This window comes from uncultured Duncaniella sp., from assembly GCF_910577345.1.
GTDB lineage: Bacteria > Bacteroidota > Bacteroidia > Bacteroidales > Muribaculaceae > Duncaniella.
This window is the reverse complement of the sequence record NZ_CAJTMT010000014.1, coordinates 52,289-72,838: the sequence shown is the minus strand read 5'-3', so window position 1 is coordinate 72,838 and position 20,550 is coordinate 52,289. Positions and strand designations below refer to the sequence as shown.

The 20,550-nt window shown below is 53.7% G+C and carries 19 protein-coding genes; 2 read left to right on the top strand and 17 right to left on the bottom strand.

The features are described from left to right. Positions 1-27: 27 nt before the first annotated feature. The 7 genes from QZ310_RS07840 to mce all read right to left on the bottom strand — a co-directional run bounded on the left by QZ310_RS07840 (position 28) and on the right by mce (position 6,301). Positions 28-801 (bottom strand): tRNA threonylcarbamoyladenosine dehydratase, encoded by a 774-nt coding sequence (locus QZ310_RS07840; protein ID WP_297071953.1) that lies wholly within the window; start codon positions 799-801, stop codon positions 28-30. Positions 802-805: 4 nt separating this feature from the next. After that, entirely contained in the window at positions 806-1,180 is a 375-nt protein-coding gene (locus tag QZ310_RS07835; protein WP_297071952.1) for a hypothetical protein, read from the bottom strand. Positions 1,181-1,521: 341 nt separating this feature from the next. Further along, complete coding sequence (locus tag QZ310_RS07830; RefSeq protein WP_297071951.1) at positions 1,522-2,676, bottom strand: sodium ion-translocating decarboxylase subunit beta; 1,155 nt, start codon at positions 2,674-2,676, stop codon at positions 1,522-1,524. 68 nt (positions 2,677-2,744) lie between these two features. Further along, complete coding sequence (locus QZ310_RS07825) at positions 2,745-3,179, bottom strand: biotin/lipoyl-containing protein (protein WP_297071950.1); 435 nt, start codon at positions 3,177-3,179, stop codon at positions 2,745-2,747. 68 nt (positions 3,180-3,247) lie between these two features. Then, positions 3,248-4,174: an OadG family transporter subunit gene (locus QZ310_RS07820; protein ID WP_297071949.1), complete on the bottom strand. Its 927-nt coding sequence runs from the start codon at positions 4,172-4,174 to the stop codon at positions 3,248-3,250. A gap of 86 nt (positions 4,175-4,260) precedes the next feature. Next, positions 4,261-5,814, bottom strand: coding sequence for an acyl-CoA carboxylase subunit beta (locus tag QZ310_RS07815; RefSeq protein WP_297071948.1), 1,554 nt, complete (start codon positions 5,812-5,814; stop codon positions 4,261-4,263). A gap of 67 nt (positions 5,815-5,881) precedes the next feature. Beyond that, positions 5,882-6,301, bottom strand: coding sequence for a methylmalonyl-CoA epimerase (mce, locus tag QZ310_RS07810; protein ID WP_297071947.1), 420 nt, complete (start codon positions 6,299-6,301; stop codon positions 5,882-5,884). Between the two features lie 687 nt (positions 6,302-6,988). On the opposite strand from mce, the gene rd reads away from it, so the two are divergent. After that, the gene (gene rd, locus QZ310_RS07805) at positions 6,989-7,153 is read left to right on the top strand and encodes a rubredoxin (protein ID WP_297071946.1); all 165 of its coding nucleotides are present in this window, start codon (positions 6,989-6,991) and stop codon (positions 7,151-7,153) included. A gap of 191 nt (positions 7,154-7,344) precedes the next feature. Here the strand turns inward: rd and QZ310_RS07800 are convergent, their stop codons facing one another. The 10 genes from QZ310_RS07800 to QZ310_RS07755 all read right to left on the bottom strand — a co-directional run bounded on the left by QZ310_RS07800 (position 7,345) and on the right by QZ310_RS07755 (position 18,856). Next, a complete protein-coding gene (locus QZ310_RS07800; RefSeq protein ID WP_297071945.1) occupies positions 7,345-8,943 on the bottom strand; it encodes an FGGY-family carbohydrate kinase in 1,599 nt (532 codons plus the stop codon). Between the two features lie 18 nt (positions 8,944-8,961). Then, complete coding sequence (gene araA, locus QZ310_RS07795; protein ID WP_297071944.1) at positions 8,962-10,497, bottom strand: L-arabinose isomerase; 1,536 nt, start codon at positions 10,495-10,497, stop codon at positions 8,962-8,964. A 36-nt stretch (positions 10,498-10,533) separates the two neighbouring features. Further along, a complete protein-coding gene (locus QZ310_RS07790) occupies positions 10,534-11,205 on the bottom strand; it encodes an NUDIX domain-containing protein (protein WP_297071943.1) in 672 nt (223 codons plus the stop codon). A gap of 84 nt (positions 11,206-11,289) precedes the next feature. Continuing rightward, positions 11,290-12,993 carry a sodium:solute symporter gene (locus QZ310_RS07785; protein WP_297071942.1) on the bottom strand — a complete coding sequence of 568 codons (1,704 nt, stop codon included), beginning with the start codon at positions 12,991-12,993 and terminating at the stop codon, positions 11,290-11,292. A gap of 136 nt (positions 12,994-13,129) precedes the next feature. After that, a complete protein-coding gene (locus QZ310_RS07780; protein ID WP_297071941.1) occupies positions 13,130-14,293 on the bottom strand; it encodes an aldose epimerase family protein in 1,164 nt (387 codons plus the stop codon). 249 nt (positions 14,294-14,542) lie between these two features. Continuing rightward, entirely contained in the window at positions 14,543-16,165 is a 1,623-nt protein-coding gene (locus QZ310_RS07775) for an Rne/Rng family ribonuclease (protein WP_297071940.1), read from the bottom strand. A 340-nt stretch (positions 16,166-16,505) separates the two neighbouring features. After that, a complete protein-coding gene (locus tag QZ310_RS07770; RefSeq protein WP_107032403.1) occupies positions 16,506-16,787 on the bottom strand; it encodes an HU family DNA-binding protein in 282 nt (93 codons plus the stop codon). Between the two features lie 176 nt (positions 16,788-16,963). After that, positions 16,964-17,698, bottom strand: coding sequence for a YjjG family noncanonical pyrimidine nucleotidase (locus QZ310_RS07765; RefSeq protein WP_297071939.1), 735 nt, complete (start codon positions 17,696-17,698; stop codon positions 16,964-16,966). Next, positions 17,688-18,374 carry a queuosine precursor transporter gene (locus QZ310_RS07760; protein ID WP_297071938.1) on the bottom strand — a complete coding sequence of 229 codons (687 nt, stop codon included), beginning with the start codon at positions 18,372-18,374 and terminating at the stop codon, positions 17,688-17,690. The genes QZ310_RS07765 and QZ310_RS07760 overlap by 11 nt, the downstream gene beginning before the upstream one ends. Further along, on the bottom strand, positions 18,371-18,856 hold the full coding sequence (locus QZ310_RS07755) for an HAD family hydrolase (protein WP_297071937.1): 486 nt from the start codon (positions 18,854-18,856) through the stop codon (positions 18,371-18,373). Before QZ310_RS07755 ends, QZ310_RS07760 begins: the two co-directional genes overlap by 4 nt. A 149-nt stretch (positions 18,857-19,005) precedes the next feature. On the opposite strand from QZ310_RS07755, the gene guaA reads away from it, so the two are divergent. Next, positions 19,006-20,529 (top strand): glutamine-hydrolyzing GMP synthase, encoded by a 1,524-nt coding sequence (gene guaA, locus QZ310_RS07750; RefSeq protein ID WP_297071936.1) that lies wholly within the window; start codon positions 19,006-19,008, stop codon positions 20,527-20,529. Positions 20,530-20,550 lie beyond the last annotated feature (21 nt).

Sequence of the window (20,550 nt, the reverse complement as noted above, 5' to 3'; positions counted from 1 at the left end):
AAACTCACAACTAACAACTCACAACTTTCACCTCCCCACTACCTCCCGGATTGCCAGTGAGGCGAGGGTTATGCCGAAAATGGCGGTGATGTGCATCATCGCGCCGTTGGTTGCAACCTTGTTGTAGGTCATCGCGCCTGAGTGGTCGGTAAGTTCGGCTGCATCTTTATGGTTGGCGACAAGTTCGTCGGAGTACACACATTTGAACTTCCTTGCAGGAAACTCACCGCTCTTCTTGAACTTCCTGCGGAGAGCGGCCGCGAGCGGACACCCTTTCACCTTCCAGAATTCAGCCACAGCGATGCGCGAAGGGTCCATTTTCAGTGCCGCGCCCATTGACGAATAGAAGCGTGTCGGTCTTTCGCTCTTGGCAGTGGCAGCGGCGGCTTCTGTAGCCTTCAGTATGAGCAGAGCTTTGTCGGAAAGGGAATCAATGGCATCAATGACTACATCGAAATCCGTCAGGACATATCTGTCCTGCGTTGATGAGTTGTAAAAATCGTGGATAGCCTCGATTTCCGCATCAGGATTGATGTCGAGGAGTCTTTTTTTCATGGCTTCGACCTTCACCTCCCCGAGTGTCGAGGTTGTTGCCGGAAGCTGACGGTTTATGTTGGAAAGGGCTATGCGGTCGGCATCGACGATGGTCAGTCGGGAGAATCCGCTCCTGACAAGAGTCTCGGCAGCCCAACTGCCGACACCTCCCATGCCGAAAATTATCACCCGTGCTTCTCCGAGACGGTCGAGATTGTCGCGCCCGATGAGCAGGGCTGTGCGGTTGAATACTTCTTCGCGGTTCATCTTATCAAAGGAGTGCGCAGCGTGTGGCTCCGCGTCTGCTTGCAAGCGAATCCTTCAGTTTTGACCACACAGAGGGAGTCTCCATGCGCAGATGGACGTTCACGTCGGAGTTTTCCTTGTTTAAGAATATGATGGAATTGCGCAGCACGATGGCTATGCAGGTCTCGAATTCGAGAATTTCGCAGATATGGCGCAAGGGGATTGTCGCGAACGGAGATTTCGGATCGACACTGCCGATATAGAGATCATTTTCATCAATGACTATCCCGTGGTTCTCCAGGGCGTAGGCAAAGAGAAGTCCGAGGTTGAGCTCGTCGGGCGAGGCCGGCGGACGCTTGTAAAGCTTGTAAATCTTATCAATGAGTTGTCGTGTTACCATATTCTCTAATGTAAAAGAATTTTTTTGCCGGAATTGGCAGGTTGGCTTCTTTATAGAGACAGTTTCACTGTGGGTGATGAAACACTTGTGATGAATTTCTTTATGCGCGGTGAAGTTGTCTGTACTTATAAAACAACCATGAATGGCTAAGGTTTGATGGTAAACTGTTAAAAAGGATACATCTTTTGGTCGGAACGTCTTTTTTTATCCGGCTATGCCGTGAATGGCACTGAGGGGAGTTGACTATTGTGGAAAAAAGAGCGCAGGGACATAACTTCATTTCAGTAATTATGTCCCTGCGCGGGGTATCGGACGAAACGGATTCGTTGGGTTCGGATTGATTAAGCAAGGAATCCGAGGAGGACACCTGCGGCTACGGCTGAACCGATGACACCGGCCACGTTCGGGCCCATGGCGTGCATGAGCAGATAGTTGCTCGGGTCATATTCAAGACCGAGGTTGTTGGAGATACGGGCCGACATGGGCACTGCCGATACACCGGCGTTACCGATGAGCGGGTTGATCTTCTTGGATTTCGGCAGGAAGAGGTTGAAGAGCTTCACGAAGAGCACACCGCTGGCCGATGCGATGACGAAGGCCATGAATCCGAGAAGGAAGATGCGGATGGTCTCTGAGGTGAGGAACTCCGAAGCCTGGGTGGATGCGCCGACGGTCATACCGAGAAGGATGGTGACGATGTCGGTGAGGGCGTTGCTTGCCGTCTTTGCAAGACGGTTGGTCACGCCGCATTCACGAAGAAGGTTGCCGAAGAAGAGCATACCGAGCAGGGGCAGACCGGAGGGAACCACGAAGCAGGTGAGGATCATACCGACGATGGGGAAGATGATCTTCTCGTTCTGCGACACGGCGCGCGCGGGCTTCATCTTGATGACGCGCTCGTTCTTGGTGGTCAGCAGGCGCATCAGCGGGGGCTGGATCACGGGGACGAGGGCCATGTAGGAGTAAGCCGACACTGCGATCGCACCCATGAGGTTCGGCGCGAGTTTCGACGAAAGGAAGATTGCAGTCGGGCCGTCGGCACCGCCGATGATGGCGATTGCACCTGCCTGGTCAGGCGCGAAGCCGAGAAGGAGTGCGACCATGTAGGCACCGAAGATGCCGAACTGGGCGGCAGCACCGATAAGCATGAGTTTCGGATTGGCGATGAGGGCCGAGAAGTCGGTCATTGCACCGATGCCGAGGAAGATGAGCGGGGGATACCATCCGGCGCTGACACCATTGTAAAGAATATTGAGCACCGAGCCTTCTTCATAGATACCGATTTCGAGACCGGCGGTGGTGTTGAAGGGGACGTTGCCGATAAGTATACCGAAGCCGATGGGCACGAGGAGCATCGGTTCGAAATTCTTCTTAATAGCGAGCCAGATGAAGAACAAGCCCACGACGAGCATCACCAGATGCTGCCATGTGGCGTTGTAAAAACCTGTCAGATGCCAGAACTCCTGAAGGTTTTGAAGTAAGAATTCGCTAAACATAATGTTTGTTGGTTACTTAGATGTGAGGTTTTCAAAAAGTGTGAAGCTTTGTAAGACGCTCACTCTACTTATTCAAGGGTCAGGAGGGGTGTGCCCTGAAGGACGGAATCACCTGTGGCTACATTGATGGCAGCCACCTTGCCGTCTTGGCCGGCATGGATGGCATTTTCCATCTTCATTGCCTCAAGCACGGCTACGGTGTCGGCAGCCTTGACGGTGTCGCCGACCTTGACGTTGATTGAAAGCACAACGCCGGGGAGCGGAGCCTCGACTGCGTGACCGCCGGTCTTGACCTGGGGCTTGTTGATGACCTTGGCGCCGCTCTCGGTGCGGGGAGCTGCCGAGGGACGGGGTGCCGAAACGATGGTGACAGGCTTTTCAGTCTTCTGGAGTTCGACTTTGTAAGGAACACCGTTGACCTCCACCTTGGCGAGATTATTGTCGATATCGCCGATTTTCACCGTATAGAGGTTACCGTTGATTCTATATTTATACTCTTTCATTTCTGTTTTGAATGTTTCAAATGGTTGAAGCGGGGGAAATTTTTAAATGACTTTGGGGTCCTGGCGCTTTAACGGCGGGGGAGTTCGCGGAGACTGTAGATCTTCGAGCTCCAGGGTGAGTAAGCGCGGCGTACCTTGTTGATGGTGAGGACGGTGCTCTCGCGGTCGTGTGCATCAAGATGCTCTGCGAGTGCGGCCGAGATGGCTGCGATGACCTCACCCGAATCCTGTTCGTGGTGGTGGTCCTCGATTTCATCGCTGTCGCCTGCGAGGGCTTGCACCTTACGCTTGCGGGAGATCGACGCACCGATGGAGTTGATGATGTAGAAGCAGATCGAGAGGACAAGAAGAGCGGTGAACACGATACACATTGCCATCACTGCCATTGCGAAACCGTGGGGGTCATGCTCGGCGAAGCTGTCGACCTTGTTGTTTGTGCTCTTGATGATGTTGTTGCTCGACGGAGTGATGTAGTGAGCTTCGGAACCGTCGCGCACTTCCCAGTCGTCGGGATTGTTGATTCCCCCTTCGCCGTCAGCCTTGCGGGCGTATGACTGGCCCGGAAGCAGGTTGCCCGGGACGACGATCTCGTCGATGAGGCTCAGACCGTTGGCATCGTAGATGGCAATGTAGTTGTCCTCGCCGGGGGTGAAGGTGAAGTTCGTGTGGAACGTACCCTTGTTGGGTTCGCCGTCAGCCCAGAAGAGGATGTGCTGGCGCGAGGGAATCTCGGTGTTCACATCGCCTAAGGGGACGGGATAAAGCGTATTGTTGTTGCGGTCGTTGGTGAGGAAGACGCTTGAGATTTCAAGCGGGGCGAAAGTCGAGTTGTAGAGCTCGATCCATGCCGAGTACTGTCCGAAGTCGTCAACCACGCTTGTGGAGTCGTTGACGATCATCACCTCGTTGATGCGCAGGCCGCGTCGTCCTTGGGCGGAAACGGCCATGACACATGCGAGAGTCACCAGCAGCAGCGATAAAAGTCTTTTTTTCATAACTTTTGTTGAGATGATTAATAAGATTTACAGGCTGTCCGCGCCAATGGCCTTCGCGTGGAGGCCCTGACGCGGGAGTGACCCTCTTAGAGAGGTATGTTGCCGTGCTTCTTGGCAGGGTTGACCACCTTCTTGGTGGCGAGCTGCTGAAGGGCGCGGATGATGCGGAAACGGGTGTTGCGCGGCTCGATGACGTCGTCGATGTAGCCGTAGCGGGCTGCGTTGTAGGGGTTGCAGAAGAGCTTGTTGTACTCTTCCTCCTTCTCGCGGAGCACCTTGGCGGGATCTTCGGCTGCCTTGGCTTCCTTGGCATAGAGGACTTCGACGGCACCTGCACCACCCATTACGGCGATTTCTGCGGTAGGCCATGCGTAGTTCATGTCGCCACGGAGCTGCTTGCACGACATCACGATGTGTGAACCGCCGTAGCTCTTGCGGAGTGTCACAGTCACCTTGGGCACTGTGGCTTCGCCGTAGGCATAGAGGAGCTTCGCACCGTGGAGGATAACGCCGTTGTATTCCTGGCCTGTTCCGGGGAGGAAGCCGGGGACGTCGACGAGGGTCACCAGAGGAATGTTGAATGCGTCGCAGAAGCGGACGAAACGTGCGCCCTTGCGCGATGCGTTGCTGTCGAGCACACCTGCGAGGAACTTGGGCTGGTTGGCGACAACGCCGACGGCCTGACCGTTGAAGCGGGCGAAGCCGATAATGATGTTCTTGGCGTATTCGCGCTGGATTTCAAGGAACTCACCGTTGTCGACGATGGCGTTGATGACCTCATACATGTCGTAGGGGCGGTTGGCCGAGTCGGGAATGATTTCGTTGAGTGAGTCTTCGAGACGGTCGATGGGGTCGTTGCACTCAACCAGCGGGGGCTCTTCGAGGTTGTTCTGGGGAATGTAGCTGAAGAGCTTGCGGATGATTCGGAGGGTTTCCTCGCCATCCTCGGCTGCGAAGTGGGCAACGCCGCTCTTCTGTGAGTGAACGGTTGCGCCACCGAGAGCTTCCTGGCTCACGTCTTCGCCGGTCACGGTCTTCACAACCTTCGGGCCGGTGAGGAACATGTAGCTGATACCCTTTGTCATGATGGTGAAGTCGGTGAGGGCGGGAGAATATACCGCACCACCGGCACACGGACCGAGGATACCTGAAATCTGGGGAATCACGCCCGATGCGAGGATGTTGCGCTGGAAGATTTCAGCGTAGCCTGCGAGAGCGTTGATACCCTCCTGGATACGGGCACCGCCCGAGTCGTTGAGGCCGATGACGGGAGCTCCCATCTTCATTGCCATGTCCATGATCTTGCAGATCTTGAGGGCCATGGTCTCGCTGAGCGAACCACCGAACACGGTGAAGTCCTGGGCGAATACATATACGAGACGACCGTCGATCGTTCCGTAGCCTGTCACAACGCCGTCGCCAAGATAGCTTTTCTTTTCCTGGCCGAAGTTGTAGCAACGGTGACGTACAAACATGTCGATTTCCTCAAAAGAACCTTCGTCGAGAAGCTGGGCAATGCGCTCGCGGGCGGTGTACTTGCCTCTTTCATGCTGTTTCTGGATGGCCTTTTCACCGCCGCCCAGACGAGCTTCTTCGCGAAGGGCGATAAGCTCTTTTACTTTTTCAAGCTGGTTACTCATCTGTGGAGATTATGTAAGAGTTGGTTTGTGATTTGTTGATGTTGTCGGATGTCCGGATTTTTCAATTTTACTTGTTGGGGTCCTCGCAAAGCTCGATGAGGGTTCCGCAAGTTGATTTCGGGTGGAGGAAGGCGATGTTGAGGCCTTCGGCACCCTTGCGGGGAGCCTTGTCGATGAGGGCGCAGCCCTTCTCTGAAACTTCGGCGAGAGCGTTGGCAACGCCGTCCTCGATGGCGAATGCGATGTGCTGGATGCCGCCGCGGCCACCGTTCTTCTCGATGAACTTCGAGATTGCGCTTTCGGGCGAAGTGCCTTCAAGGAGTTCGATTTTGGTCTGGCCTACCTTGAAGAAGGCTGTGCGTACTTTCTGATCCTCAACTTCTTCGATTGCGAAGCATTTGAGACCGAGAGTGTTTTCATAAAAAGCGATAGCTGCCTGAAGGTCGGGCACTGCGATGCCCACATGTTCGATGTGTGAAATATCCATGATAAATGATTGTGTTTGGTAAATTACTTTTTCTGATTCATGTTGTTTCGGGGGTGGATAGAATCTGCTGAAAATATTTGTGCAGATTTTTTCACCGTTGCAAATTTAAGTATAAAAATCGGTGATGGCAAAATTATGATTACCCAATAATTACGCAAAATTCAATAAATTCAGTACTAAGAGGGTGTTTAATAACAAATGTTAAACCAGAGTGGATGTATTTCTTTCTCGACAAGCTCGAAAGCGGCAAGCCGATGATTGAGATAAATTATTCATAATTAGAGGGAGCATAGCTGTAGCTATGTGACCGAGGATTATGAATAATTTAGCCAAAAAGACATCCATGCAGCAAAACAATTAAAATTCATAAAAATGACATTATGTGTAAATGAAAAAATATTACTTCGGCCGCATCCAATCTCATGGATGTCTTCCGCCCTGAAAATCGGTCACATAGCTACAGCTATGCTCCCTCTTTTCATGCCGGAATCCATCTCATGAGATTGGACTCTGGTTTTAACATTTGTTGTTAAACACCCTCTAAAATTAAAAAGTGGCCAAAATGTCACGGTTATTCGGATTGATGGCTGCTGTCGGGTCGGGGAAATGAAAGAGGGGTTAAACAATGTGTAAATATGAGGTGTTGATAGTTAAAATTATGTCAAATTTATACAAATAAGAATCACTATGGAAAAATATGTATGTGAAGTATGCGATTGGGTATATGATCCCGAGGTAGGCGACCCCGAAAACGGTATTGAACCCGGCACATCGTTTGCCGACCTTCCCGATGACTGGGTTTGCCCTCTTTGCGGTGTAGGTAAGGACCAGTTCCGCCCCGTCGACGAATAATCCCCCTTCACCTCCTTCGACCACTATTTTGAGGGAAGGGTACAAAAGGACATAAGTTCAAGAAGGGACATAAGTTTTTTTATCTGTCGGATAGACTGAATATTGCAGTTCTCCGGTTAAACGAAAAAACTTATGTCCCTTCTTGAACTTATGTCCTTATGTACCCTTCCATCGGAGGGGTATTTTGGGGATTATGACTTGGCTTCTGTGGCGGTGCGCTCGATGGCGAGGCCGCGCTTGTAGTTTTCGAGGTAAGCGTTGAAGCCTTCGACTTCTTCGGCTGTCGGAGCTATTTCAGTTCCGGCGTTGCCGAGGAACACATTGTCGTTGAGGAAGCCTGCGAGCGACTGGCCCTTGGTGTTGTTGGCAAGGTAGGCCGCAAGGAGGGCGATGCCCCATGCTCCGCCTTCGCCTGCAGTCTCCATAACTGAGATGGGAGAGTTGAGGGCGGCGGCGAGGATGCGCTGACCTACTCCGGGGGTCTTGAACAGACCGCCGTGGCCGGTGATGCGGTCAACCTCGACCTTCTCTTCGTTGAAGAGGATGTCGTTGCCGATTTTCAGCACGCATACCGAAGCATAGAGGTTGGCGCGCATGAAGTTTGCGAGGTTGAATTTGTCGTTGGCCGAACGGACGAAGAGGGGACGACCCTCTTCGAAACCGGTGATGGGTTCTCCGGAGAAGTAGTTGTAGGAGATGAGACCTCCGCAGTCCGTCTCGCCTTTGAGGGCGTTGTTGTAGAGCAGGCCGAAGACCTGGTTCATGTTGACGGGGATGCCGAGGAGTTCCTGATACTCCTTGAAGAGATTGACCCATGCGTTGAGGTCGGATGTGCAGTTGTTGCAGTGGACCATTGCGACGAGGCTGCCGTCGGGGGTGGTCACCATGTCGATCATCTCGTAGGGCTTTGAAAGTTCCTTTTCGAGAACGATCATGGAGAACGATGATGTTCCGGCCGACACGTTGCCTGTGCGCTGGAGGACAGCGTTGGTGGCGACCATGCCTGTTCCTGCGTCACCTTCCGGTGGACAGAAGGGGATGCCGGGTTTCAGATGGCCCGACACGTCGAGGCGTTTTGCGCCTTCGGCGGTGAGGGTTCCCGCATTCTCGCCTGCGACAAGCACCTTGGGCATGATGTCGAGGAGCTTCCATGAGAAACCCTTCGGCTCGATGAGCTTGTCGAACTTCGCAACCATTTCGGAAGAGTAGTCCTTGGTCTGCGGGTCGACGGGAATCATGCCGGAGGCATCGCCTACGCCGAGGACCTTCTCGCCGGTGAGCTGCCAGTGGATGTAGCCCGCGAGGGTGGTCAGATAGTCGATGTCCTTGACGTGGGGTTCGCCGTTGAGGATGGCCTGATAGAGATGCGAGATGCTCCAGCGGAGGGGGATGTTGTAGACGAAGAGTTCCGAAAGTTCCGCAGCGGCCTTACCGGTGTTGGTGTTGCGCCATGTGCGGAAGGGAACGAGAATTTCCTCCTTGTTGTCGAAGGGCATGTAGCCGTGCATCATAGCGCTGATGCCGATAGCTGCGAGGTTTTCAATCTCGATGTCGTAGTCCTTGCGGACATTAGCACGGAGGTCGGCGTAGCAGTCCTGGAGACCATACCAGATGGCCTCGGTGCTGTAGGTCCAGAGTCCGTCGGCAAGCTGGTTTTCCCACTCGTGGGAACCTTGTGCGATGGGCTTGTTCTCCTCGTCGATAAGCACGGCCTTGATGCGGGTCGAGCCGAACTCGATGCCGAGGATGGCCTTGCCCTGCTCTATGGTTGATTTGGGATCAAGTTTCATAGGTCGGCGGGGATGGGCTTAGAGATAGAGTGACTTGTTGAGCATATAGTAGACCTCACCCATGCGGAGCGAGTTCTTGAAGTTCTCGATGGTTGTGTTCTTGTCGATGTGTACCATCTCGATGCCTGCGATTTCGGCGTAGTCTTCCCAGAATTCGGGAGTGACAGCGTAGGAGAAGCAGGAGTGGTGGGTACCTCCGGCGAGAATCCATGCGGTGGCGCCTGTCTCGAAGTCGGGCTGCGGAATCCAGAGGGCTGAGGCCACGGGGAGTTTGGGCAGGGGCTTGGACTTGATGCAGTCAACATCGTTGACGATGAGGCGGAAACGGTTGCCCATGTCGACAACGGTGGCGGTGACACCTGCGCCGGGCTTCGAAGTGAAGACGAGACGTGCGGTCTGGGTCTTGCGGACACCGATGCCGAGGAAATGCACTTCGAGGCGGGGACGCTCTTCTGCGATGAGGGGGCAGACTTCAAGCATGTGGGCCTGAAGGATTGAGCTTTCCTTGCCGTTGAAGTTAAGGGTGTAGTCTTCGAGGAATGAGCATCCGCCTTCCATGCCGCGTGTCATGACCCAGAGGGTGCGGTAGAGTGCAGCCGATTTCCAGTCGCCTTCGGCACCGAAGCCGTAGCCTTCGGCCATGAGGCGCTGAGATGCGAGGCCGGGAATCTGGTCGAAACCGCGTCCGGTCTGCTCTACATGGTAGTCGCCGAGGTCATCGAAGTTGGTTGTGAAGCCCTTGGCACCGGTGTCTTTGAGCATGGCGCGGAGGGTAAGCTCAGCCTTAGCTGCGTTCCAGATTTTGGTGTAGGCTTCGTTGCCCTTGTCTTCAAGAGATGCGTCGTGGGCGTAGAGACGGAAATATTCCTGAACGAGAGCGTCGACATCTTCGTCCTTCACCTCGTCGAAGTATTTCATGAGTGAGCTGAAGGGCATGTAGTCCACATGGTAGCCGAGACGGATTTCAGCCTCTACCTTGTCGCCGTCGGTCACGGCAACGTTGTTCATCTGGTCGCCGAGACGGATGATGCGCATGTCCTGAGCGTCAGCCCAGCCGATGCAGACACGCTGCCATACGGCGATGCGTTCGAGGGTCTTGGCATCCTTCCAGTAGCCGGTGACAACCTTGCGGCGCACACGCATACGGGCGCAGATGTGTCCGAACTCGCGGTCGCCGTGGGCGCTCTGGTTGAGGTTCATGAAGTCCATGTCCATAGTGTCCCAGGGAATTTCGGCATTGTACTGGGTGTGGAAATGGAGAAGGGGCTTGGAAAGGATTTTCAGACCGTGGATCCACATCTTGGCGGGAGAGAAGGTGTGCATCCAGGTGATGATACCGGCACAACGGGGATCGTTGTTGGCGGCTTTCATGATGTCCTCGACTTCGTGTGAGGAGTTGGCTGTGCCCTTATATACGACTTTTACGGGAAGAATTCCTGAGTTGTTGAGGCCGTCGACCATTTCTTTGGAATGAGCATCGACGCTTACTACTGCGTCACCTCCGTAAAGGAGCTGCGCACCGGTTACCCACCATATTTCATAGTTTGAGTACATAGGCTTTAGATTGTTTAGATTGTTTGTTGTAAGAGGTTAGATTTTAAATTTCGGATGGGAGAGATAGACACGGTCGTTGATGCGGTAGAGCGAGGCTCCGCGCCGAGAGCCGGTCTTGTCGATGAACTCCGTCTTCTCGATGCAGTCGGTCTCGGCCACGCGCTTGCGGAAATTGCGCTTGTCGAGGCTTTCGCCGAGGATGGTCTCGTAGAGCGACTGCAACTGGGTGAGGGTGAACATCGCGGGGAGGAGGTTGAAGCCGATGGGCTCATGGGAGCATTTGACTCGGATGAGCTCAAGGGTCTTCCTGACCATTTCGGGATGGTCAAAGCCGAGGGGTGGGAGATTGTTGATCTCCACCCACACGGCGTTGTGTTTCGAAAGCAGTTCGAGGTTGTATTCATCGGGACCGAGAAGGGCGTAGTAGGCGATGGAAATCACTCTTTCACCCGGGTCGCGGTTGACAGCCCCGAAGGCTTGCACCTGCTCCATGTAGATGTCCTCCAGGCCAGTGAGGTCGCGGAGCACACGGCGTGCGGCATCATCGACACTCTCGCCTTGCTGCACGAATCCTCCCATGACTGACCATTTCCCCTTTTCAGGCTCGAAAAGGCGCTTGGAGAGGAGAAGGCAGAGCTTTCCGTCGACCAGACCGAAAATGATGCAGTCGACCGCTACAAAAAATTGAGGATTTTCAGAATAAAACATCTTGGGACAGGTTATAGTTGCTTAAGCTGAGTTATAGTTGCTTAAAACCGGGAGATCAGTTTCAAAACCGTAAACTGGAGTCGTTTACCAGAAGTAGACGTAGAAGGCTACTGTGATACCAAGGATGATGATTGAGTTGATGACATCCCAGGCGTTCCAGCTTGCGCGGGTCACGGCGCGCTGCTCGGCAGTGGATGTGCCGAACACGAGGCCCTGAATCTTTTCGGGATCGGGAGCCTTGGTGCAGAGTGATACGATCACACCTACCGCGAGGCAGAACACGAGCATCCAGCCGCAGAAGAAGAGCCAGTTGCAATCATAGAAGATGTACTGGAACCAGCTTGAGTCCGCACCGGGAATCATGTCGGCATTGCTGTAGTAGACCTTGGCACCGAGACGGGTGAGACCGATGATGAGACCTGAGAGAAGGGCCCACATGCCACCCTGGGCAGAGGCGCGCTTCCAGAGAATACCGATGAGGAAGGCTGCGGCGATACCGGGGGCAAGCACAGACTGCACGTCCTGGAGGTAGAGGTAGAGCACGTCGCCGACCGAGCGCATCACGGGAATCCAGAGGATGCCGAGAATCACGATGACAACAGTAGCGGCCTGACCGATGCGCACGAGTTTCTTGGGATCGGTCTTTGGACGGTAGCGCTGGTAGAAGTCGATGGTGAAGAGGGCTGCCGAGGAGTTGAAGAGCGAAGCGAGTGACGACATGAGGGCTGCGAGGATACCGCAGACGATAAGACCTTTCACACCGGCGGGGAGGAGCTTGGCCACGAGGGTGGGGAAGGCTGCGTCGGAGTTGACGTTGCCGTTGGCAAGCATCGGGAGGAAGCCTTCACCTCCGGCGGCGATGGCGTTCTGATGGATTGCGAATGCAATCATACCGGGGATGAGGAAGAGGAACACGGGGAGGAGCTTGAGGTAAGCGCCGAAGATGGTGCCTCGGCGGGCTTCCTTCTCGTCCTTACCGGAGAGTACGCGCTGAACGATGAACTGGTCGGTACACCAGTACCAGAAACCGATGACGGCAGAACCGATGAGGGCACCGAGCCAGGGATAGTTGGGGTCGTTGTTGTCGCGGATGAGGTTGACCATTGTGTCGCCGTAGTCATTGACCTTGACGCTCGAGCAGATGCGCATCATCTCGTCCCAGCCACCGAGTTCCTTAAGACCGAGAACAAGGATGATGAGTGAGCCGAGGAGAAGGATGGGGGTCTGGAGGACTGAGGTGTAGAGCACGGATTTCATACCGCCGAAGATGGTGTAGAGAGCGGTGATGAGGACGAGGCCGATAGCTGCAATCCAGAAGAAGTCGATGCCCCAGAGGGTGTCGATGCCGAATACCTGCTGGAACACGAGGCCACCTGCATAGACAGTCACAGCAACCTTGGTCAGCACATAGCTGATGAGCGAGATTGTGGCAAGGATTGTGCGTGATTGGGGATTGAAACGCTTTTCAAGGAATTCAGGCATGGTGTAGACCATGGAGCGGGTGTAGAAGGGCACGAAAACCCAGCCGAGAAGAAGTATCATCCAGCCCTGGATTTCCCAGTGGGCCATTGCCATGCCGGAAGATGCACCTGAACCGGCGAGGCCGATGAGGTGTTCGGAACCGATGTTTGAAGCGAAGATCGAGGCACCGATCGCAATCCATGTCGCGTCTTTGCCACCGAGGAAGTAGTCAGCGGCGTTGTTTTGCTTCTGTCGCATCACCCAGACGATTACGCCGATGAGGGCAAGAGCAAAGATGCCGATGACAATCCAGTCAAGTAATGCCATAGTTTTCTTTTGAGTATTATAAGGTTAGAAATAGAAGATTATTTTCAGGATTGTGATTTCAGGGCCTGAGGATGGGTTAAATCCTCAGGGCCCGTAAATGTGGTTGGTGGTGGAGAGGTTTAATTAGTGGAAAAGCTTAATTGTAGGTTGAGAAAGCGAAGACGGTGTGGCTCTTGTAGGTCTCGCCGGGACGGAGGACAGTCGAGGGCCATTCGGGCTTGTTGGGGCTGTCGGGGTAGTGTTGTGTCTCAAGGCAGATGCCTGTGCGCTGGTTGTAGACCTTGTCACCCTTGCCGGTGATTGTTCCGTCGAGGAAGTTTCCGGAATAGACCTGGATGCCGGGTTCGTCGGTAAAGACATTGAGCACGATGCCGGTCGAGGGTGATCTGAGTGTGGCTGCTGAGACAGTGACATCGCCGTTGGTATCGAGCACCCAGTTGTGGTCATAGCCGTTGCCGTTGCGGATCTGCTCATAGTCGGTCTCGTTGATGCGTTCGCCGATGAGGCGGAAGCCTGTGAAGTCCATGGGAGTGCCGGTGACGGGGATGATCTCGCCTGTGGTCATGTAGGTTGAGTCAACGGGGGTGAAATTGGTGGCGTTGACATAAAGTTCGTTGTCCGTGATGGGCTTCGAGGGGTCGCCGTTGAGGTTGAAGTAGGCGTGGTTGGTCATGTTGATGACGGTGGGCTTGTCGGTGACAGCCTCGTAGGCGATGTCAAGACGGTTGTCGGAGGTCAGTGTGTAGGTGACCTTGGCAGTCACGTTGCCGGGGAAGTTGTTGTCGCCGTCGGGAGAGTGCATTGTGAGGACCACGGTGGAGTCGTTGGGCTGCTCGCCTTCGTAGACCTGATACTGCCATCCGGTGGGACCGCCGTGGAGGCAGTGGCCGAAATTGTTGGTCGGGAGCTGGATGGTGTCGCCGTCAATCACGAAACGGCCTTGGTTGATGCGGTTGGCATAGCGTCCGATTGCAGCGCTGAAATCGGTCTGGTTGTTTTCGGGGAAGTAAGCGGCGATGCTGTCGAAGCCGAGGACCACGTCGCGCAACTCACCGTCGCGTCCGGGAACCATGAGGGAGACGATGCGGCCACCGAAGTTGGTGATGCAGGCTTCCATGCCGTTGGCATTTTCGAGAGTGTAGAGTGCGGTAGGCTTGCCGTTGTACTCGCTGATGAATTTTTCGGGGTCAATGCCGGATTTGGTGATGCTTGGTGTTGATGTTGAGGACTGATTGCAGGCGGCTGTAATCATTGCAATTCCTGCCCCTAAGGCAACGACATGAGGTAAGATCCTTTTCATGGTCTGGTTAAATGAATTGAGAGATTTGATGTTTGATTTGATGGTCGGAAGATTCTGTGAGAGAAGTTTATAGATTAAGTGTAGATTTTACACTTATTTCTGTTTGCAAAAATACAATCTATTGCGAATGTAGCAAAATAAATACTTATGTTATACAACATAAAACTGCAAAATAAAAACCTCCGCACCGGTTTTTTTCTGGCCGGGGGCGGAGGTTGATGTTGTTCGGATGTTTTAGCGGACTGAGTGCTAATCTTCCTTGGATCGGTTCTTTGCTTTGGATTTTGATTTTGTTGCCGAGGAGTCCATGTCCTTTTCTTCCTGCAGGTCGATTTCGTTGTGTTCGCGGTCGACAACCTTGTATTGCAGGTAGGCGAGCGATTCGTCGGGGACGATGCGGAAGTTGAAGCCGAATTCGAGTTGCCAGCGACGGTAGAGCGACGGGAAGCCCTTTTTCAGATAAGCTGAGACGAAGGGGTGGACGTAGAGAATGAAGTTCTTGACTTTGAGAGTGTTTACGAGATAGTCAAGCTTCTCATGGAGGGTGTCGGTGAATAGGAGCGACGGGCGCACTTTTCCTTTGCCGTGGCATGACGGGCATTCCTCAGTTGTGTCGATGTCGAGGGCCGGACGGACGCGTTGGCGTGTTATCTGCATCAGGCCGAATTTGCTCAGGGGGAGGATGTTGTGGCGGGCACGGTCGTTGGCCATCACTTCGCGCATGTGCTCGTAGAGCTTCTGGCGGTGTTCGGCCTTGTTCATGTCGATGAAGTCGATGACGATGATTCCGCCCATGTCGCGCAACCGGAGCTGTCGTGCGATTTCGTCGGCGGCACGGAGATTGACTTCAAGTGCGTTGCTCTCCTGGTCGGGAGCTGCTTTGGAGCGGTTGCCGGAGTTTACGTCGATGACGTGGAGGGCTTCAGTGTGTTCGATGATAACGTAGGCACCCGATTTGAACGATACAGTCTTTCCGAAAGACGATTTTATCTGGCGGGTGATGTTGAAATGGTCAAAGATGGGTACGTTGTCCTCGTAGAGCTTGACGATGTCCTTGCTCTCGGGAGAAATTAGATTGACGTACTTTGAGATTTGACTGAAGATTTCCTTGTCGTTGACATGGATGCTCTCGAAAGTGGGGCTGAAGACGTCGCGCAGCATCCCGACGATGCGGCTCTCTTCCTCGAAGATGAGGGCGGGGGCTGTGGCGGTGCGCGCCTTTGTGACAGTCTCGTCCCAGCAGCGGAGCAGTGTCCGGAGCTCGTGGTGCAGTTCGCGCACGCTCTTTCCTTCGGCTGAGGTGCGGATGATTACCCCGAAGTTCTTGGGTTTGATGCTCTCGATGAGCTGGCGCAGACGGAGTTTCTCCTCCGTGGTCTTGATTTTCTGCGAGATTGAGATTTTGTCGCCGAAAGGAATCAGCACCATGTAGCGTCCCGTGAAGGTGATTTCGGTGGTCAGACGGGGGCCTTTGGATGAGATAGGCTCCTTGACGATCTGCACCATCAGTTCCTGCCCGGGTTCAAGCACATTGGTGATTGAACCATGCTTGTCGATGTCGGGGAGGCGTTTGATTTTCGAGACTGAGGCGTCGGTCTTCTTTTCGGTGATGGCGGCCTTGAGGAAGGCCGAGTAGGTGGAGAATTGTGAACCGAGATCCAAATAATGAAGAAAAGCGTCCTTCTCGTAACCTACGTTGACGAAGGCGGCATTCAGGCCGGGCATCAGTTTTTTGACTTTGGCCAGGTAGATGTCACCGACGGCGTAGGCGATGTTGCGCGACTCCTTCTGCAGAGAAACGAGCCGCGAGTCCTCGAGCAAGGCAATTGATACCTCACCGGGCTGTACGTCTACAATAAGTTCACTTTTCATTAGTCGGTTGGAGATCTGTAAAAGATTCTTTTGATTGCTGAGGGGAGGTTGGAGGAAGCCGCCGATGGAGCGGCCGGGGAGCGGTTTGCGTCAAACAACGCAAAGAACAAACCGTTGAGGGGGCCTTATTGTTGTGTGCCTGTCAAAAGTTTGTTCTTTGTGTTATTTACGCGTCTACGCAAGAAGTAGCAGGCGAGGCCGGCTTATTTCTTCTTGTGACGGTTTTTGCGAAGGCGTTTTTTACGCTTGTGTGTGGCCATCTTGTGGCCTTTTCTTTTCTTTCCGCTGGGCATAGTAGGAAGGGATTAATATTATTGTTTGACAATAGTTGTTTTCTATATTATTTCAGATCCTTCACCTCTTCCATGAACACCTTTGCGGGCTTGAAGGCGGGAATGCGGTGTTCGGGGATGATGATGGTGGTGTTTTTGGAAATGTTGCGGGCTGTCTTTTCTGAACGAACCTTGGTGATGAAACTACCGAATCCACGCAGGTAGACGTTCTCGCCATGAGAGAGAGACTCTTTCACTGTTTCCATGAACTTTTCGATGGTTTCGAGTACGTTGGCTTTGTCGATGCCGGTAGATTTCGAAATCTCGTTGACAATGTCAGCTTTAGTCATTACAATATTAATTTATAATTGGTTAATATCTTTGATGTTGCACCTATTGAGGGCGCAAGTTTTTTGCAAGTGCAAATATCGGAACTTTTTTTGAATTATCAGCTATGTTTGTGCTAAAATTTTGCTTAAAATTCACTTCCTCACCACGTTAGAGGTGAAAACGGGGTGTCGGGAGGTTAAAACAGCTCTTTTAGCAGAACAAGTTTGGGTGTCACAATGACACTATCAGGCTCAATCCTTGGCTCTGCTGCCCGCGGGTCGAGCCATATCGCGCGCCAGCCGGAGGCGAGGGCCCCGGCTATGTCGGTGGCGCGATTGTCGCCGATCATGACATGGCGCGAGGGGTCAGTGTTGCCGGTGCGCTCCATTGCATGGCGGTAGAGGCGCGGATCGGGTTTGTTGACTCCGATGTCGTCGCTCAGCACCATTAGGTCGACCATCCGGTCGAGGCCGGTGTTGGTGAGTTTGCGGTGCTGCACGTCGGTGAAACCATTGCTCAGGACACCTATATTATAATCATGCGCGCGCAGGTGCGCGAGGATTTCGAATGCTCCTTCAATCATGACTGTCTGCTCGGCAAGCCGGCCGAGATAGATGGGGTCGAGGGCGCGTGAGAACTTATTCAGTTTATCATCGCTATCGGTCCAATGTGGACGCAGGGGTGTGGCGAAACGGTCGAGGCGCAGGAAATCCTGGGTGATTTCCGCACGGCTGTAGGCATCCCATAGTTCCTTGTTGTGAGTCTCGTAGGCCGTTATCCATTCTTCCGGCGTAGGGTAGAAGCGGTCAATAGCGCATTCGTCGTAGACGATGCGGAGTGCGAGACGCGAGTTTGTATGGAAGTCGATGAGGGTGTCGTCGAGGTCAAACCATATCCAGTCGGCGTTCTTCATACTGAGGTCAGATTTCATTGATTTTCCACCATTTATATGACATGCCCGGAGTGTCGGTCACGTCGCCTCCCTCATGGTCGCGGAGGAATTTGACGGCGCGGAGAGTGACGGGGAGGATGAGGATTTCGTAGGCGGTCTTGAGGAGTGTCTGGGTAAGGATGAGCATACCGATTTCGCTCCATGCGAGGATGCCGCCAAAAGCGATGGGGAAGAAGATTACCGAGTCGACCCCTTCGCCCCAGAGTGATGAGACGATGGCGCGCAGCGAGAAGCGACGTCCACCGGAGGCGACTTTCATGCGCGACATGACGTAGGCGTTGACCATTGAGCCACACAAGAAGGCGATGAAACTTGCGGCGAAGATTCTCGGGACGGCTCCGAAAATGGTTGTCATGGCTTCCTGTCCGGTCCAGGATTCAGAGCCGGGGAGCCAGATGCCAAGCTGGAGCAGCAGGGAGACGAGGAGGTTCATGCCGAAGCCGAGCCAGATGACGAGACGGGCCTTGTTGAAGCCGTAGACTTCGACGATGCAGTCGTTGAGAATGTAGGAGATAGGAAAGACGATGACTCCGGCGGTGATGGTGAGGGGGCCGAGGTCGACAGTCTTGATTTCCATTAGATTGCTGACAATCAGGCAGACGCAGAAGGTCACCGCAAGCAGCATGAAGGTGACTGAGATTTTGACTTTGCTCATGCCTTGCTCCTTTCGTCGAGAATGATGTTGGCAAACTCGCGGACACAGCCTTCGCCGCCTTTGAGATTCATGACGCGGATGCCGGGGAGGGATTTCACCTCCGGCATTGCATCGGCCGGACATGCGCGGTGGCCGACGGCTTTGAGGATTTCGACGCAGTTGACATCGTCGCCGATATAGGCTACTTCGTTGAGGGAGATGGCAAGACTCTCGCAGATGTCGGCGCAGGCGGCGAGTTTTCCACCGTCGCGCTTGCCCTGCACGAGAAAGTCGACACCGAGTTTTTCGGCACGACGTTTCACAAGCTGAGTGTCCTCGCTTGTTATGATTCCGACTTTAATGCCGGCTTTCTGCAGAAGTTGGAGACCCATGCCGTCGCGCGCGTTGAATTTTTTCATCACGTCACCGTCGGCAGTGTAATACATGCCTCCGTCCGTGAGCGTGCCGTCGACATCGGTGAGGAAAAGACGTATATTTTTCATCAAAGGATATTGAATTGAATGCACTGTTCTGATTTTTAGGGTGCAAAATTACTCAAAAAAATTAGATTATCCCTCTAAAAATCGGTTAATTCTGTGTAACTTTGCACTCAGATTCAATCATTATCAACTAATATACCTCTTCCCACATTATGCAGGAAAAGATTATTATTCTCGATTTCGGGTCGCAGACCACGCAACTTATTGGCCGTCGCGTTCGTGAGCTTGGCGAATATTGCGAGATTCTGCCCTACAACAAATTCCCGTATGACGATCCGTCGGTCATCGGCGTGATTCTCTCGGGTTCGCCTTTCTCGGTCTACGACGAGAAGGCATTCAAGACAGAGCTTGACCGTCTGCGCGGTCATCTTCCCGTGCTTGGCATCTGCTATGGCGCGCAGTTTATAGCCTATACCTCCGGCGGCAGTGTCGAGCCTGCCCCCTCGCGTGAGTATGGCCGTGCCCATCTTACAAAAATTGACACTTCGAGTCCCCTCTTCAAGAATATCCCCGTCGGTTCGCAGGTGTGGATGAGCCACGGCGACACCATCACTTCAATCCCCGAAGGCTTCAAGACCATCGCTTCGACCGACAAGGTTGCCATCGCCGCTTATCACGTCGAGGGCGAGCAGACCTGGGGCGTACAGTTCCATCCCGAGGTCTATCATTCGGAGCATGGCACACAGTTGCTGCGCAATTTCGTCGTTGACATCTGCGGCGGCAAGCAGGACTGGACAGCCGAATCATTCATCGAGAGCACCGTGGCCCAGCTTAAGGAACAGCTTGGCGACGACAAGGTGGTGCTTGGTCTGAGCGGTGGTGTGGATTCTTCGGTTGCAGCCGTACTTCTCAACCGCGCCATCGGCAAGAATCTGACCTGTATCTTCGTTGACCACGGTATGCTGCGCAAGAACGAGTTCCGCAACGTGCTCCATGACTATGAGTGCCTCGGCCTCAATGTGGTCGGAGTTGATGCTTCAGAGAAGTTCTTCAGCGAGCTCGCCGGTGTGACCGAACCCGAACGCAAGCGCAAGATTATCGGTAAGGGCTTCATTGATGTTTTCGATGAAGAGGCCCACAAGATTAAAGATGTGAAGTGGCTTGCACAGGGAACCATCTATCCTGACTGCATCGAAAGCCTTTCGATAACCGGCACGACCATCAAGAGTCACCACAATGTAGGCGGTCTGCCCGAGAAGATGAATCTCAAGCTTTGCGAACCCCTCCGTCTGCTCTTCAAGGACGAGGTCCGCGCCGTTGGCCGTCAGCTCGGTATGCCCGAACATCTCATCAAGCGTCATCCCTTCCCCGGTCCCGGTCTGGCAGTGCGTATCCTCGGCGACATCACTCCCGAGAAGGTGCGCATACTCCAGGATGCCGATGATATTTTCATCCAGGGTCTCCGTGACTGGGATCTCTACGATAAGGTATGGCAGGCAGGTGCTATCCTCCTCCCCGTCCAGAGTGTCGGTGTGATGGGCGATGAGCGTACCTACGAACGTGCGATCGCTCTCCGCGCCGTGACCTCGACCGATGCCATGACTGCTGACTGGGCCCATCTCCCCTACGACTTCATGGCCAAGGTCAGCAACGACATCATCAACAAGGTCCGTGGCGTCAACCGCGTCTGCTACGACATCTCCTCAAAACCACCGGCAACAATCGAGTGGGAGTAACCAGGTGTTCTTAAGAACGAT